Origin of the sequence: Amycolatopsis sp. MEPSY49, assembly GCF_051337345.1 — a bacterium.
In the GTDB taxonomy this organism is placed as follows: Bacteria; Actinomycetota; Actinomycetes; order Mycobacteriales; family Pseudonocardiaceae; genus Amycolatopsis.
Window position 1 is genome coordinate 173,587 of record NZ_JBDLYJ010000003.1, and the last position, 14,412, is coordinate 187,998.

Below are 14,412 nucleotides of genomic sequence, written 5' to 3' on the forward strand. Positions count from 1 at the left end.
CAACCGCAATTGGTTGTAGGCCGAACGGCCCAAGGTGATCACCGGTTAGGCGGCCACCGGAAGCGGCACTTTCACGTGAAAGTGCCGCCTTGCTATACGTGCGTGTAGCGGGCTATATTCACGTGTAGTCAGCTACACGCACGTATAGGACCGTCATGAGCACCGAAGACCTCACCGCGCGCGCCCGGATCCGCGACGCCGCCATCAAGCTCTTCACCGAGCGCGGCATGGAGAAGACGTCGATCCTCGACATCGCCAAGGAAGCCGGGGTGTCGGGCGGGCTCATCCGCCACCACTTCGGCTCCAAGGACGGGCTGCGCGAGGCCTGCGACGACCACGTCTTCGACGAGCTGCTCAGGTTCAAGGAGGAGGTGCTGGCCAAGGGCGTCGCCGACCCGGGGTTCCTCCCCACGTTCGATGCCCGCCAGCTGCTGTTCCGCCGGTACCTGGGCCGCGCGATGGTCGACGGCTCCGAAGCCGCGGCCGCGCAGTTCGTCGAGATCGTCGACGGCACCGAGCGCTACTTCCGCGAGCAGGGCCTGGAAATGCCCGACCCGCGGGGCGTCGCGGCCGCGCTCGCCGCGATGACCGGCGGGCTGATGATCCTGCAGGACCACGTCGCCCGCGCGCTCGGCGAGGAGCCGGGCACGCACGAGGCGATGCTGCGCATGTCGCTGGCCGCCGGGCACCTGTTCCTCAACCCGCTCGGCGACTCCGAAGTTCTCGAACGGGCCCGCGAAGCGCTGGCCGCCTACGAACGGAAGGAATGACGATGGCCGAAGCGATCACCGCCGACGGCCTCACCAAGGCGTTCGGCCGGACGAAGGCCCTCGACGGGCTCGACCTGACCGTCCACACCGGCGAGGTGCACGGCTTCCTCGGGCCGAACGGCGCCGGCAAGACCACCACGATCCGCGTCCTGCTGGGGCTGATGCGGGCCGACGGCGGCCGGGCCACCCTGCTCGGCGGCAATCCCTGGACCGACGCCACCGAGTTGCACCGCCGGCTCGCGTACGTCCCCGGCGACGTCACGCTCTGGCCCAACCTCACCGGCGGCGAGGTCATCGACCTGCTCGGCCGGCTGCGCGGCGGGCTCGACGGCAAGCGCCGCGCGGAGCTCGTCGAGCGCTTCGACCTCGACCCGCGCAAGAAGGGCCGGACGTACTCGAAGGGCAACCGGCAGAAGGTCGCGCTGGTCGCGGCGCTCGCGTCCGATGTGGAGCTGCTGGTCTTCGACGAGCCGACGTCCGGGCTCGACCCGCTGATGGAAGAGGTCTTCCGGCAGGTCGTCGAGGAGGAGCGGGAGCGCGGTGACCGGACCGTGCTGCTGTCCTCGCACATCTTGTCCGAGGTCGAGGCGCTCTGCGACCGCGTCACGATCATCCGGGCCGGGAAGACCGTCGAGTCCGGGACCCTGGACGAGCTGCGCCACCTGGGCCGGATCACGATCGACGCGTCGCTCGCGCAGGTCCCCGCCGATCTGGCGTCGCTGCCGGGGGTGCACGACCTGAGCTCGTACGGCTCGCACGTCCACCTGTCCGTCGACCAGTCCGCGCTGGACGACGTGATGCGGCACCTGGCCGGGGCCGGGCTGCGGAACCTGGTGAGCCGGCCGCCGACGCTCGAGGAGCTGTTCCTGCGCCACTACCAGCACGACGAGCCGGTCGGAGCGGCGCGATGACCGGGACGTGGTCGCTGCTGCGGCTGGTGCTGCGCCGCGACCGGCTGCTGATGCCGCTGTGGATCGCCGGCCTGGCGATCGCGCCGATGGGCTACCTGTCGTCGATCAAGGCGGCCTACCCGGACGCGGCGGCGCGGCAGCACTTCTACGACCTCAACGCGTCCAGCGCGACGTTCGTGGTCCGCAACGGTCCGCTGTACGGCTCGTCGGTGGGGAACCTCCTGGCGTGGCAGTGCGGGTTCGTCCCGGTCGTCGTCGGGCTGATCGCGTTGCTCACGGTGGTCCGGCACACCCGGACCGAGGAGGAAGCCGGACGTCGTGAGCTGACCGGCGCGACGGTCGTCGGCCGGCACGCGGGCTTGGCGGCGGCCGTGCTCTCTTCGTGCGGCGCCTGCCTGGTGTTCGGCATCCTGGTCGGGCTCGGCGTCGGCGCCCAGGGCGTCCCGTTCGCCGGGGCGTTCGCCTTGGGGCTCGGCTTTTCCTTGGTGGGCTGGGTGTTCGCCGGCGTCGGCGCGGTCGCGGCGCAGCTGACGTGGGGCGCGAGCGGCGCGCGGGGCATCGGGATCGGCGTGCTGGTCCTGGCGTTCCTGCTGCGGGCCGCGGGGGACAGCGGCTCGGCGGGGTGGCTCGCGTGGCTCTCGCCGATCGGCTGGGCGCACCGGCTGCGGCCGTTCGCGGGGGAGCAGTGGTGGGTCCTCGCCTTGGGTGTTTTCGCGACCGGCTTGCTTTCCGCGGCGGCGGTCGCGTTGTCGGCGCGTCGCGACCTCGGTGCGGCACTGCTTCCGGCGCGACTGGGGCGGGCGACGGCGAAGGCGTCCCTGCGGTCGCCGTTGGCGTTGGCGTGGCGGCTGCAGCGGGGGACGCTGCTGGTCTGGACCGTCTGCCTGGCGCTGGTCGGGCTGCTGATGGGCGGGGTCGCGCAGAACGTCGCGGAGATGATGCGCGACAACAAGGCCGTCGCGGACGTGCTTTCCCGCATGGGCGGCGGAGGCGGGGTGATGGACGCGTACCTGGCGGGGACGATGACGCTGTTCGGCCTGGCGGCGGCGGGTTACGCGATCCAGGCGACGCTGAAGCTGCGTGCGGAGGAAGCGGCGGGCCGGGCGGAACCGGTGCTGGCGACGGCGGTCGGCCGGATCGGCTGGGCCCTCGGGCACCTGGCGTTCGCCCTGATCGGCTCGACGTTCGTACTGGCGGTCACGGGGCTGGCGACCGGCTTGGCGTACGGGACCGGAGCTTCGCTGGTCCCGGCGGCGTTGGCGCAGGTCCCGGCGGTGTGGGTACTGGCTGGCCTGGCGGCCTTGCTGATCGGCTTCTTACCGCGTTTCGCGGCGGCGGCATGGGGCCTGCTGGGCGCGTTCCTGCTGCTGTCGCTGGTGGGATCGGCATTGCGGTGGAACGACGCGGTACTGGGAATCTCACCGTTCGCGCACCTGCCAAAGCTGCCAGGCGGAACCTTCTCGGTGACGCCGGTAATCTGGCTAGTCGCGATCGCGCTGGTGGCGGGGATCGGCGGCCTGGCAGCGTTGCGAAGGCGTGACATGCCAGTGGGCTGACAGCGAAACGCGACCACGGGGGGGCCCGGGGGCGCGCCCCCTGGCGGGGGTCTGGGGGTTCGACCCCCAGGAGACACGGCGAGCGAGGTGTGCGCGCGCTTTCCGCGCACACACCTCGCCCAACTCGATCGGGCGGCAACCGAGGGAGTCGAACCCTGCGCGGCTTGTGAAGGCGGCGCCCATGGACCGGCCCTGACCCTTCGGCGGGCGACGGCTGCCATCTTTTCCAACAGTAGCCAATACCCATCTCATTCCCATCTCACTCTGTGCTTCACCCGGACGAGTCCGCCTGGCAGGGTGGTCCGCATGGATGATCTACTGCTGCGCCGGGTGCGGCCGGGGCTCGGCGGGGAGCTCGCGGACGTCCGGGTCAACGACGGCCGCGTCACGGCGATCACCGAGCCGGGTTCGGCCGGGTTCGCCGCGCGGGTCGTCGACGGGCACGGCGGGACGTTGCTGCCGGGGCTCGTCGACGCGCACGTCCACCTGGTGCAGTGGGCGACGTCCCGCCGCCGGATCCCCCTGGACGCGGCGCGGTCGGCGGGCGAGGCGATCGAGCTGCTGCTGGCCCACCTCCTGGCGACGCCGGCGCAGCAGTCGGAACTGGTGGTGGGCGCGGGGTTCCGCGACGCGCTCTGGCCGGACAAGCCGCACAAGGACCTGCTGCAGCGGGCGCTGCCCGGCCGGGCGGTGGCGTTGTTCAGCGCGGATCTGCACACGCTGTGGCTGAGCCCGGCGGCGCTGAAGCTGATCGGCCGCGATCACCCGACGGGTGTGCTGCTGGAGAACGACTGCATGAGCGCGACGGCCCAGCTGCCGACGGCCGCGATCGACGTCCAGGACCGGTGGGTGGCGGAAGCGGTGTCCGCGGCGGCCGCGCGCGGGGTGACGCAGATCGTCGACTACGAGTACGCGGACACCGTGGCGGACTGGACGCGGCGGGGTGCCCCGGCGGCCCGGATCTCGTGCGTGATCGCGCGGTACCTGCTGGACCAGACCATCGAGCGCGGCCACCGCACGGGTGACGTCCTCCCGGATTCGGGCGGGCTGCTGACGGTGGGCCCGTTCAAGCTCTTCGTCGACGGGTCCCTCAACACGCGCACGGCCTACTGCCACGACCCCTATCCCGGCGGGGATTCCCCGGGGCTGCTCGAACTCCCGCCGGCCGAACTGGTTCCGTTGATGGAACGGGCTTTCACGCACGGCCTGGTCCCCGCGGTCCACGCGATCGGCGACGAGGCGAACACGATCGCCCTGGACGCTTTCGAGGAGGTCGGCTGTCCCGGGCGGATCGAGCACGCGCAGCTGCTCTCGGCGGCCGACGTCAAGCGGTTCGCCGAGCTGGGCGTGATCGCGGCGGTCCAGCCGGCGCACCAGCCGGACGACCGCGACGTCGCCGACCGGCATTGGCACGGGCGGACGGCCCGCGCGTTCCCGTACCGCTCGTTGCTGGAATCGGGTGCCCGCCTGGAGTTCGGGTCGGACGCCCCGGTGGCACCGCTGGACCCGTGGGACGGCATCGCGTCGGCGGTGTTCCGGACGGACGACGACCGGCCCGCGTGGCACCCGGAGCAGTCCATCCCCTTCCCCGACGCGCTGGCCGCGTCTTCGGGCGGCCGCCGGGGCGTGGCCGTGGGGGACATCGCGGACTTGATGGTGACGGCGGCGGACCCGTCGGTGCTGTCGGCCGCGGACCTGCGGGCCCTCCCGGTGACGGCGACGATCCTGGCCGGGCACGTCACCCACCAGAGCTGACCCGAGCGCCCCAATGTGGCCTTCGGTGCGTGAGACGCACCCAAGGCGGCCTTCGGTGCGTCAGACGCAACCAAGGCCGCCTTGGGGCGCTTGGGGCGGGCCGCGAACGGTGGATTCCGGTCGAATATGACCCGATTCCACCTTTCGTGGCCATCCGGGCCGCGAGTTTGTCGGACGTGGTGATCATCCTCGGAGCATGTACCGACCCACCTGGACCAGACACCCACTCGTCACCGGCCGCTCCGGCAACCCGGATGTCGTTCGCGTCTCCGAACTCGAAGAAATCGGCATGCCGCGCAGCAGCATCTACCGCCGATGCCTGCCCGGCGGGCCGTGGCGCCGGCTGCTGCCCGGCGTGATCCTGCTGCACCCGTCGGAACCGACCGACGAGCAACGGCTGAGAGCCGGTCTCCTGCGCGGCGGTGAGCGCTCCATGATCACGGGGCTCTGGGCGCTGCGCCGCCACGGCCTGCGTCAGGTGCCGGATTCGGACGAGGTTCACCTGCTGGTGCCGCATGAACGCGAAGTCACCAGTGCGGGCTTCGCGCTCGTAGAGCGAACCACCCGGCTACCGAATGCAGTGACTCGGGACGGCGTGCCGATCGCCCCGGTGCACCGGGCGGTGCTGGACGGCGCCCGCCGTATCCGCGACTTCGACACTGTGCAAGGAATGCTCGCCGAGGCGGTGCAGCGAAGGAGATGCACTCCCGAGCAACTCGATCGTGAGCTGAGCCGGGGCAGTCAGCGGGGATCCGCAATTCCACGACGAGCACTCCAGGCACTCCTCGAAGGCGTCGAGTCGGTGGCCGAGGCCGACGCCTGGGAGATCTGGAAGCATTCGGGCCTGCCTGCCGCCGAATGGAACGTCAGCGTGTTCGATCGGCATGGCGCCTTCATCTCGAAGCCGGACGCTTGGTGCGAAGATGTGGCGTTCGCCTGGGAAATCGACTCGCGCACGTATCACGAGAACGGCGACCACTACGCGACGACGCTGGCCCGCAACGCCCGATACTCGGCGGCCGGAATCATCTACCTTCAGACGCTCCCGAGCCGGCTCCGAACCGAACCGGGGAGGGTGATCACCGAGCTGTGCGACAGCTACGCCGCGGCGTGTGCCCGCCCACGTCCGCCGGTCACCTGCCACCGCTGACCCGAGCGCCCCAATGTGGCCTTCGGTGCGTCTCGCGCACCGAAGGCCACCTTGGGTGCGTCAGACGCAACCAAGGCCACATTGGGGCGCTGGGGCTTGATTTGTCCACCGGACAACGGAAAAGATCGCACACGATATGTGACAACGTTGTCAGGAGGAAACGGATGAGAGCGCGGACGCGCGTCCTGGCCACCTTGCTCGCGGGGGCCACCACGATGGCCCTCGCGAGCCCCGCCGAAGCGAGCGCGAGGTTCGCCGACGATCCCACGACTCTCGTCGACACCTCGATCGGCAACAACGGCGACGGCACCACTTTCCCGGGCGCCACCACCCCCTTCGGCATGGTGCAGCTGTCCCCGGACACCCAGCTCAAGAAGTACGCGTCCTACGACTACGCGCAGGACACCACCCTCGGCTTCAGCCACACCCACCTCTCCGGTGTCGGCTGCCAGACCATGGGCAACTTCCGGTTCATGCCGACCACCGGCGCCGTCACCAGCAGCGACCCCGCCCAGTACGGCGCCAAGTTCAGCCACGCCAACGAGACCCGCCAGCCCGGGTACTACGGCGTGAAGCTCGACAACGGCATCGACGCCGAGCTCACCGCCACCCAGCGCACCGGCCAGCACCGCTACACCTTCCCGGCCGGCGCCACCAGTGAGAACGTCCTCATCGAGGTCGGCGAGAGCAATGGCTACACCTACGCCGGCGACGTCCACGTCGTCGGGGACGACACCGTCGAAGGCTGGCTGCAGGGCGGGAACTTCTGCTGGGAGACGCAGAAGGAGCGCTACAAGGTCTTCTTCTCCGCCAAGTTCGACCGCAAGTTCACCGGCTTCGGCACCTGGACCGACAACAAGCTGACGCCGAACCAGCGTGACGCCGAGCTCGGCACCCAGCGCACCGGCGCCTGGCTCACCTTCGGCAACGACAAGAGCCAGGTCGGCGCCTCCGTCGGCCTCTCCTACACCTCGATCGACGGCGCTCGCTTGAACCGCGGCGCCGAACAGCCCAAGTCGTTCGACAAGGCGCGGAAGGCGGCCCACGACACCTGGGCGGACGAGCTGAACCGCCTGCGCGTCGCCGGCGGGACGACCGCCGACCAGCGGACCTACTACAGCGCGCTGTACCGGTCGCTGCTGCACCCGTCCGTCGGGTCCGATGTGGACGGTTCCTACCGCGGCTTCGACGACGCCGTCCACCGCAGCCGGGACACGTACTACCAGATGTTCTCACTGTGGGACACCTACCGGTCGCAGAACCAGCTGGTCGCGCTCCTGCACCCGGACAAGGCCGCGGACATGACCAAGTCGATCCTGAAGATCTACCAGGACGGCGGCTGGGTCCCGCGCTGGGCGCTGGCCGGCGGCGAGACGAACGTGATGAGCGGTGACCCCGTCACGCCGTGGGTCGTCGACAACTACCGTCGGGGCCTGCTCGACGACCGGACCGCGCGTCAGCTCTTCGACGCGCTGTGGCGCAACGCCAACGAAGTCCCGGCGGACCAGTCGATCTTCCGCGGCCGCGACGGCAACCCGACGTACGTGAAGAACGGCTGGATCGGCTACCAGGACCTGCCGGGCTACACCTACGGCGACACCCGCCAGGCCGGCTCGGCCACCCTTGAGTACGCCCTCGCCGACTGTGCACTGTCCACTATGGCCTCCGGGCTGGGCTACCGGGACAAGGCCGCGACGCTGTCCGCTCGCTGCGGCAACTTCGCGAAGCTGTGGGACACCAGTGTCGAATCGCACGGCTTCACGGGCTTCCCGCGTACTCGTGCGGCGGACGGCACCGGCGTCGGCGACCCGGATCCCGCCCAGTCGACCGGCTTCCACGAGGGCACGCCGTGGCAGTACCAGTGGCTCGCCCAGCAGGACACCGCGAAGCTGTTCGACCTGATGGGCGGGCCGGCGCAGGCCGAAAAGCGGCTCGACACCTTCTTCGACATGCCGCTGCTGCTCACCGACCCGGCGAAGGCCGCCAAGGACTCCTGGGTCCACGGCGCGTACGACTACCACAACAACTTCGCCTTCAACCCGAACAACGAGCCCGACCTGCACGCGCCCTGGATGTACAGCTGGACGGGTGCGCCCTGGAAGACGTCGGCCGTGCTGCGCGCGGCGCGGACGCTGTTCATGGATACGCCGTACGGCATGCCCGGCAACGACGACCTCGGCACCATCTCGTCGTGGCTCGTCTTCGGCATGACGGGCGTCTTCGAGGCTCAGCCCGGCTCCGGGACGTACCTGCTCAGCACGCCGATGTTCGAGAAGGTGGAGATCCGCCCGGCCGGCGGCCGCAAGATCGAGATCGAGGCGCCGGGCGCGAGCGCGGCGAAGCTCCAGTACACAAAGGACGTCCAGATCGGACACCGGACGTACGACCGCAGCTGGATCTCGCACGCGGACCTGCTCCGCGCGGGCAAGATCCGCTTCTCCCTGAGCGACACCCCGACGGCGTGGGGCACGAAGTCCGCCCCGCCCGCCATGTGATCCATGGGGGCACCTTCACCGCCGTGAAGGTGCCCCCATGACCTTTCAGGCCCGGCGCAGGGACGGCAGCAGCGCGGCCACGCCGAGCACGGCCACGATCAGCGGGACCAGCAAGGCCGCTTGCGGGCCATTGGTGGCGGCGACCGCCGAGACCACGCCGAGCGCCAGTGCCGGACCGACCTGGAACGCCGTGTTCACCAAGCCGCCCGCCAAGCCCTGGTCGGCCGCCGGGACGCTGTCCGCCGCGGCCATCGTCAGCGGGCCGTAGGTGAGGGTGAAAGCCAAGCCCACCAACAGGAACGCGGGCAGCATCGACGTCCAGTACCCGGTCGAGGCGTCCAGGAACAGCAGCAGCGCGTACGCCGCCACCGACGAAGTCAGGCCTGCCAAAGCGACGCGTCCCGAGCCGAACCGGCCGACCAGCGGCGCCGCGATCCGCGGTGCCAGCACCGCGACGACCAGCCCGCTCGGGCACACCGCCAGCCCGGTTGCCAGCGCCGACCAGCCGCGGCCGTCCTGCAGGTACAGCGTGACGAGGAACAGCGCGCCGACCCAGCCGCCCAGCAGCGACATCGCCCCGACGTTCGCCCGCACCAGCGCGCCGGACCGCAGGATCCCGAGGCGCACCAGCGGGCTCGCGACCCGGCGTTCGATCGCGACGAACGCCGTCAGCAGTGCCGCGACGGCCACCAGCGAGCCGAGCGTCCGCACCGACGCCCAGCCCGCGTCCGGCGCCTGGACCAGCGTGAACACCAGGAGCAGCATCGCCGCCGTGACGGTCGCCGACCCCGCGACGTCGAACCCGCGGCCCGCCGCCGGTGCCGAGCGCGGGACGACGGCGAGCGCGCCGGCCAGCGTGGCCAGCGCGACCAGCACCGGCGCGTGGAACACCCACCGCCAGCTGACCTCGGTGAGCAGCCCGCCCGCGACGAGCCCGAGCGAGAACCCGGTGGCGCCGGTCGCGGTGTAGATCGACAACGCCTTGTTGCGGACGGGCCCTTCGGTGAAGCTCGTCGTGATGATCGAGAAGCCGGCGGGCGCGCTGAAGGCGGCGCTGATCCCGGTGACGAACCGCGCGGCGACGAGCAGCGGGCCGCTGGTGGCGAAGCCGCCGAGCGCGGTCGCGACGGCGAACGCCGCCAGCGCGCCGATGAGCATCCGGCGCCGGCCGAGCAGGTCGGCGGCGCGCCCGCCGAGCAGCAGGAACCCGCCGAACCCGAGGACGTACCCGCTGACCACCCACTGCAGGGAGCCGGTGGCCAGGCCGAGTTCGGCGCCGATCGACGGCAGCGCGACGCCCTTCATCGAGACGTCGAGCGCGTCGAGGAACATCGCGCCGCACAGCACGAGCAGCAGGACGCGGGCGCGCGGGGTGAGGCGGTCGTGGACGGCGGAGATGGTCAAGAGAACCCCCAGATGAGTCGGACCGATCGGTCCGGGACCGAACGGTCCGAATCATGACGAGGGTCGGAAGCCGTTGTCAAGCGGGGATTCACGATGTGGACCGTTTGGTCCGGTACGATGGCGGGATGCCGCGCAAGCCGACGCCGGACGCCCGTGAGCGGATCCTCGAGACCGCCACCCGGCTGTTCAACCGCCACGGGGTGCACGCCGTCGGGATGCAGCAGATCATCGACGAATGCGGGTGTGGCAAGAACCTGCTCTACACCCAGTTCGCCGGTAAAGACGACCTGGTCGTGGCCTACTTGAGGCGGTGCAGCGGCGACTGGGACACGATCGTCGCCGACGCGCGCGCGGCCGCGGGGGACGCCGGGGGGCAGCTGGTGGAGCTGGTGCGCGAGGTGGGGGTGCGGGTGAACGTGCCGGGCACGCGCGGCTGCCCGCTGCGCAACACGTTCGCGGAGTTCCCCGAGCGCGAGCACCCGGCCCACCGCGTGTCGATGGACCACTTCGTGCGCGTGCGCGAGCAGCTTCGCGAGCTGGCGGCCGAGACGTCGGCGGCCGACCCGGAGCGGCTGGCCGACCGGATCATGTTCATCATCGACGGCCTGTACACGAACGGCCCGATCTTCGGCGAAGAAGGCACGCGGACGGCGGTCACCTTCGCCGAGGACGTGGTGCGGTCGGAGACCTCAGCGAAGCCGGCGAAGAGCCGCTGACCAGGCCTGACGCGAGACGGTGAGCTGACCGGCGGCGGGCGCCTTGCTGTCCCGCACGCCGACGGTGCGCTCGATCGCCACCTCGACGCAGTCGCCTTCGTTGCCACTGTGCGAGGACTTGCGCCAGGTCATCAGGCCTCCGGCTGTCGGGTCACCTCCGCGATGAGTTCACGGGAGGCTTCTTCGCTGAGGGCATTGCCGGACACCATCTTAGCGAGCTGGCGATAGGCGGAGATGTGTTCTCTCTCCGAGAGGAACACGCTCCCGCTGTAGTTCTCGAGGAAGGCGATCGGCGGCAGATCCTCGTAGTCGTAGAGGAGGAAGCTGCCCAGCAGGCCGGGGTGATACCCCTGCCCGGAGGGCAGGATCCGCAGCGAGACGTTCGGCAGCCGCGACATCGCCAGCAGGTGGTCGTACTGGTCGGACATGATGTCCTCGTCGCCGACCGGCTCGCGGAACGCGGCCTCGTAGAGCACCACGCTCAACCGGATCGGCTCGGGGCGGGTCAGGATCTTCTGCCGGCCGAGCCGCACCGCCAGCCGCGCATCGGCCTGCGCCACGGTGAGGTTCGAATTGCTCAGGAGAGCGCGGGCATAGTCGGCGGTCTGCAGCAATCCGGGAATGATCCCGAGCGCCCAGTTGGTCACCGAGGTCGCGGCCCGCTCGCATTCGAGCAGGCCGCTCAATGGCTCGGGGATTTCGGGAGAACCGGTGCTGACCCAGTCGGGATCGCGTGCGGTCCTGGCCAATTCCAGAAAGTGTTTCTGCTTTTCGCCGCGCACTTTGAAGAAGCCGAGGATGAGAGCCACGTCCGCCACGGACGGCAGCCTCAGCCCCTTCTCCCACAGTGACAACACTTGAGGCGCGAAGCCGAGTATGCGCGCCAGCTGGCGCAACCCCACTCCGTGCGCTTCGCGCACTTCGCGCAACCCGGCGGCCAACGCGCGTGCGCGCGGCGTGGAAGAAGTCGCTTTCATGGCGTCGATAATACGAACGCCGTCCATCACTCCATCAGCGTGTTGGTGTCTACCGGATCGGACAGATTGAATGGTCCTATGTTGAGGTGGCAGCAAGCGGAGGGAAAGCGCCACGCGCTCGACGGGGCTTTCCCACCGCGTCCCGAAGAACAGTTCACGACCCTGTGCGGGGCGGAGGTGACCGTCGCGGTGCGCGATGTTCCGCAGCTCGGCGGGCACTGGTTCGACCCGACCTGCGCCGACTGCCGGGCGGCGTGGCTGGCGCGGTGCTGACCGAAGCCGACCGGGACGTGCGGCTGCTCGACCGCGTCCGGGACCTGCACACGTCGCTCGCGCTGGACGTCGCGTGGCTGGCGCGCACCCTCGACGACGAGGCACCCCGCCCGGACATCCTCCGCGACCTCGGCGAACGGCTCGCCGACCTGGGCGCGGACCTGGTCGCCCGCGCCGACGAGCTGGACGCCCGCGTCCGCGCCACCCTCCCGGACCACGGCTGGCTCCCCGAAGCGGGCGCACGGCGGCGCGCACTGGCCGTCGCCCACCAGGTCGGCCCGCACCCCCTCCGGTGCGGGCCGATCTTCCTGGCCGTCTGCGGCGCGGCGTGCTTCCCGTTCTACGGCACCGACCCGGCGGACCGGACAGCGCGCCACGTTCGGTGCGAAAGGTGCCTCCACGTGCGCTGACCTGCCGTTCGTGCTGAGCTGGTGGCATGTCCGAGACGAAGACGACCGCGACCGAGAAGTTCTTCCGCGTCGCGATCGCGATCAAGGGCCTCGACGGCGCGCTGCAGGTCGTCGGGGCGTTGATCCTCGCGTTCATCCCCGCTTCGACAGTCAGCGGGTTCACCCACGCGGTCATCACGCGCGACCTGCTGGGCGACCCGTCCGGCACCCTCGCCCGCCACCTGCAATCGGCGACCGAGAACTTCCTCCACGGTGACACGAAGACGTTCGCTGTCGCGTACCTGCTGGCCCACGGCCTGATCAAGCTCGGCCTGGTCTGGGCGCTGGCGCGCAAGATCGTCCGCGCGTACCCGGTCGCGGCGCTGATTCTCGGCGCGTTCGTCGTCTACGAAATCTTCCGGGCCGTCCACACCCACTCGATCGCGCTGCCGTTCTTCGCCGCGCTCGACGTCGTGATCATCGTCCTCGTGCTGCGCGAGTACCGGCAGCTGAAACGCGCCTAGGAACGGCACGTCGGCGACGTGTCCAGCGGGCGCCCCTGCGACCAGACCAGGGCGTCCGGGCGGGTGGAGCCGTCGGCCCGCAGTTCCAGGATGGGCAGCGCCTTGTCGACCTGGTTGCCGTCGTCCTGCCGGAACGCGACGAAGCCGGTGGCGCCGGGCAGCGCCGCGTTGCAGTCGATGTTCGCCACGAAGTTGGCCATGCCCTCGTGCCCCCGCGCCGGGTTGTCCTCCGCGGCCTTCACCGCCGTGGCCGCGGCGTCGTACTCGATCATCGCGGCGCCGTCCAGCAGGTCGGCCGGGGCGAACTTGTGGCGGGTGAAGCGGTTTTCGAAGTCGCTGTAGTTCGTCCGGTACGTCAGGGACGCTTCGTCGCCGACGAACTTCTGCCACTGGTCCCGGTAGGCGAGAGCGGTGTACAGGGGCCGGACGGCGATGTCGCCGTCGAGCCGCAGCGGTGACCCGACGAGGGTCGCGGCGTCGTCGCCGGAGACCACCGTCACCGACGGGAGCTGCCGGCAGGCGCCGTCCTCGGCCAGCGCGGTGGTGAACGAGCGCAGGTCGACGCCGCGGCCGGCGAAGTAGATGACGTCCGGCTGCGCGGCGCAGATGTCGGAGTGCATGCCGCCGAACAGCTTGAGCAGGTAGTCGTGGCGGTTGGCGCCGGTGAGCTTGGCCGGGAGCCGGTACTTCTTCGTGAACTCGATCGGGATCCGGTCCTGCTGCTGGAAGGCCCGGGCCAGCGTCGCGGCGTAGATCTCGGCGTCGCTGACGTCCGCGACGAGCATCGTGCGACGGTTCGGCAGGCTCGCGATGTAGTTGACGGCCGCGCGTGCCTCGTCGCTGTTCGTCGGCCCGACCCGGAAGAAGTTCCGGATGGGCCGGTGGTTCGCGTCGAAGTTCAGGTCGTCGCCGGTGACCGTGGCGCCGATCGTCACGATGTCGTGCTCGGACAGGGCCGCCACCGCGTCACGGACGTTGGCGAGGCTGATGCCGAGGCCGGTCACCGCGGCGATGTGCTCGCCGTCGGCGTGCTCGACGATCCGGTCCACCACCGCGCGCCAGTGCGCGGCGTCGCCGCCGATGTTGGCCAGGAGCAGCTTGAAGTGGGGGATGTCGCCGGGACCGGGCCAGACCGCGGCGATGGCGCCTTCGATTTCGTGGCGGACGTACTCGGTCGGCGTGCTGTCGGTCGCCGGGTCCGAGGTCATGTTCTCCAGCAGCACGATCGTTTCGTAGTCGCCGGCGACCTGGTCGTTGTGGTCCGCGATGAGCGCTTCGAGGTCGGCGAGCGGGTCGTCGTCCCGGAACGGCCCGGACGCCAGGTTCAGGCCGACGCACCCGGCGTCGGCGGTGTCGTCCAGGCCGGGCCCGCACCGCTCCCACGGCCGTTGCCAGATCACCAGGCCGCCGAGCAGGACGAGCCCGGCGAAGGACAGCACCAGCCAGTGCCGGTGCGCCCCGCGCCGCGGGCGCACCGGCGGGGCGGGCCGAC

At 70.6% G+C, this 14,412-nt stretch carries 14 protein-coding genes; 10 read left to right on the forward strand and 4 right to left on the reverse strand.

The features are described from left to right. The first annotated feature begins 155 nt into the window (after nt 1–155). From ABFJ78_RS15470 to ABFJ78_RS15495, 6 genes are all read left to right on the forward strand, one after another. Nucleotides 156–770, forward strand: a complete 615-nt coding sequence (locus ABFJ78_RS15470; protein WP_436386989.1) for a TetR/AcrR family transcriptional regulator — start codon at nt 156–158, stop codon at nt 768–770. 2 nt (nt 771–772) lie between these two features. Beyond that, nucleotides 773–1,681: an ABC transporter ATP-binding protein gene (locus ABFJ78_RS15475; protein WP_436386991.1), complete on the forward strand. Its 909-nt coding sequence runs from the start codon at nt 773–775 to the stop codon at nt 1,679–1,681. Then, a complete protein-coding gene (locus ABFJ78_RS15480) occupies nt 1,678–3,237 on the forward strand; it encodes an ABC transporter permease (protein WP_436386993.1) in 1,560 nt (519 codons plus the stop codon). The genes ABFJ78_RS15475 and ABFJ78_RS15480 overlap by 4 nt, the downstream gene beginning before the upstream one ends. A gap of 306 nt (nt 3,238–3,543) precedes the next feature. Next, a complete protein-coding gene (locus ABFJ78_RS15485) occupies nt 3,544–4,992 on the forward strand; it encodes an amidohydrolase (RefSeq protein WP_436386995.1) in 1,449 nt (482 codons plus the stop codon). A gap of 364 nt (nt 4,993–5,356) precedes the next feature. Beyond that, nucleotides 5,357–6,142, forward strand: coding sequence for a hypothetical protein (locus ABFJ78_RS15490; protein WP_436387784.1), 786 nt, complete (start codon nt 5,357–5,359; stop codon nt 6,140–6,142). A gap of 164 nt (nt 6,143–6,306) precedes the next feature. Next, complete coding sequence (locus ABFJ78_RS15495) at nt 6,307–8,637, forward strand: GH92 family glycosyl hydrolase (RefSeq protein WP_436386997.1); 2,331 nt, start codon at nt 6,307–6,309, stop codon at nt 8,635–8,637. A 45-nt stretch (nt 8,638–8,682) separates the two neighbouring features. Here the strand turns inward: ABFJ78_RS15495 and ABFJ78_RS15500 are convergent, their stop codons facing one another. Beyond that, the gene (locus ABFJ78_RS15500) at nt 8,683–10,041 is read right to left on the reverse strand and encodes an MFS transporter (RefSeq protein WP_436386999.1); all 1,359 of its coding nucleotides are present in this window, start codon (nt 10,039–10,041) and stop codon (nt 8,683–8,685) included. Between the two features lie 125 nt (nt 10,042–10,166). Between ABFJ78_RS15500 and ABFJ78_RS15505 the strand changes: the two genes are divergently transcribed. Then, nucleotides 10,167–10,757, forward strand: a complete 591-nt coding sequence (locus ABFJ78_RS15505) for a TetR/AcrR family transcriptional regulator (protein ID WP_436387001.1) — start codon at nt 10,167–10,169, stop codon at nt 10,755–10,757. Here the strand turns inward: ABFJ78_RS15505 and ABFJ78_RS15510 are convergent. Together ABFJ78_RS15510 and ABFJ78_RS15515 are read right to left on the reverse strand one after the other, a co-directional pair. Then, nucleotides 10,731–10,889 carry a DUF397 domain-containing protein gene (locus tag ABFJ78_RS15510; RefSeq protein ID WP_436387002.1) on the reverse strand — a complete coding sequence of 53 codons (159 nt, stop codon included), beginning with the start codon at nt 10,887–10,889 and terminating at the stop codon, nt 10,731–10,733. The two genes, ABFJ78_RS15505 and ABFJ78_RS15510, sit on opposite strands and share 27 nt — an antisense overlap. Beyond that, nucleotides 10,889–11,761: a helix-turn-helix domain-containing protein gene (locus tag ABFJ78_RS15515; protein ID WP_436387003.1), complete on the reverse strand. Its 873-nt coding sequence runs from the start codon at nt 11,759–11,761 to the stop codon at nt 10,889–10,891. The genes ABFJ78_RS15510 and ABFJ78_RS15515 overlap by 1 nt, the downstream gene beginning before the upstream one ends. Before the next feature lie 51 nt (nt 11,762–11,812). On the opposite strand from ABFJ78_RS15515, the gene ABFJ78_RS15520 reads away from it, so the two are divergent. The 3 genes from ABFJ78_RS15520 to ABFJ78_RS15530 are packed head-to-tail and all read left to right on the forward strand — an operon-like array spanning nt 11,813 to nt 12,920. Next, nucleotides 11,813–12,007 carry a zinc finger protein gene (locus ABFJ78_RS15520; RefSeq protein ID WP_436387005.1) on the forward strand — a complete coding sequence of 65 codons (195 nt, stop codon included), beginning with the start codon at nt 11,813–11,815 and terminating at the stop codon, nt 12,005–12,007. Beyond that, the gene (locus tag ABFJ78_RS15525; protein ID WP_436387007.1) at nt 12,001–12,417 is read left to right on the forward strand and encodes a hypothetical protein; all 417 of its coding nucleotides are present in this window, start codon (nt 12,001–12,003) and stop codon (nt 12,415–12,417) included. Before ABFJ78_RS15520 ends, ABFJ78_RS15525 begins: the two co-directional genes overlap by 7 nt. Before the next feature lie 26 nt (nt 12,418–12,443). Continuing rightward, nucleotides 12,444–12,920 (forward strand): DUF2127 domain-containing protein, encoded by a 477-nt coding sequence (locus ABFJ78_RS15530; protein ID WP_436387009.1) that lies wholly within the window; start codon nt 12,444–12,446, stop codon nt 12,918–12,920. Here ABFJ78_RS15530 and ABFJ78_RS15535 read toward each other — a convergent pair. Further along, nucleotides 12,917–14,395, reverse strand: a complete 1,479-nt coding sequence (locus ABFJ78_RS15535; RefSeq protein ID WP_436387011.1) for an ABC transporter substrate-binding protein — start codon at nt 14,393–14,395, stop codon at nt 12,917–12,919. The two genes, ABFJ78_RS15530 and ABFJ78_RS15535, sit on opposite strands and share 4 nt — an antisense overlap. Between the last annotated feature and the right edge of the window lie 17 nt (nt 14,396–14,412).

What these genes read in the sequence shown, in the direction of transcription:
- ABFJ78_RS15485 (WP_436386995.1), top strand. Translation starts at nt 3,544, where the DNA reads ATGGATGATCTACTGCTGCGCCGGGTGCGGCCGGGGCTCGGCGGGGAG.
- ABFJ78_RS15520 (WP_436387005.1), top strand. Translation starts at nt 11,813, where the DNA reads ATGTTGAGGTGGCAGCAAGCGGAGGGAAAGCGCCACGCGCTCGACGGG.
- ABFJ78_RS15480 (WP_436386993.1), top strand. Translation starts at nt 1,678, where the DNA reads ATGACCGGGACGTGGTCGCTGCTGCGGCTGGTGCTGCGCCGCGACCGG.
- ABFJ78_RS15530 (WP_436387009.1), top strand. Translation starts at nt 12,444, where the DNA reads ATGTCCGAGACGAAGACGACCGCGACCGAGAAGTTCTTCCGCGTCGCG.
- ABFJ78_RS15495 (WP_436386997.1), top strand. Translation starts at nt 6,307, where the DNA reads ATGAGAGCGCGGACGCGCGTCCTGGCCACCTTGCTCGCGGGGGCCACC.
- ABFJ78_RS15475 (WP_436386991.1), top strand. Translation starts at nt 773, where the DNA reads ATGGCCGAAGCGATCACCGCCGACGGCCTCACCAAGGCGTTCGGCCGG.
- ABFJ78_RS15515 (WP_436387003.1), bottom strand. Translation starts at nt 11,761, where the DNA reads ATGGACGGCGTTCGTATTATCGACGCCATGAAAGCGACTTCTTCCACG.
- ABFJ78_RS15510 (WP_436387002.1), bottom strand. Translation starts at nt 10,889, where the DNA reads ATGACCTGGCGCAAGTCCTCGCACAGTGGCAACGAAGGCGACTGCGTC.
- ABFJ78_RS15470 (WP_436386989.1), top strand. Translation starts at nt 156, where the DNA reads ATGAGCACCGAAGACCTCACCGCGCGCGCCCGGATCCGCGACGCCGCC.
- ABFJ78_RS15505 (WP_436387001.1), top strand. Translation starts at nt 10,167, where the DNA reads ATGCCGCGCAAGCCGACGCCGGACGCCCGTGAGCGGATCCTCGAGACC.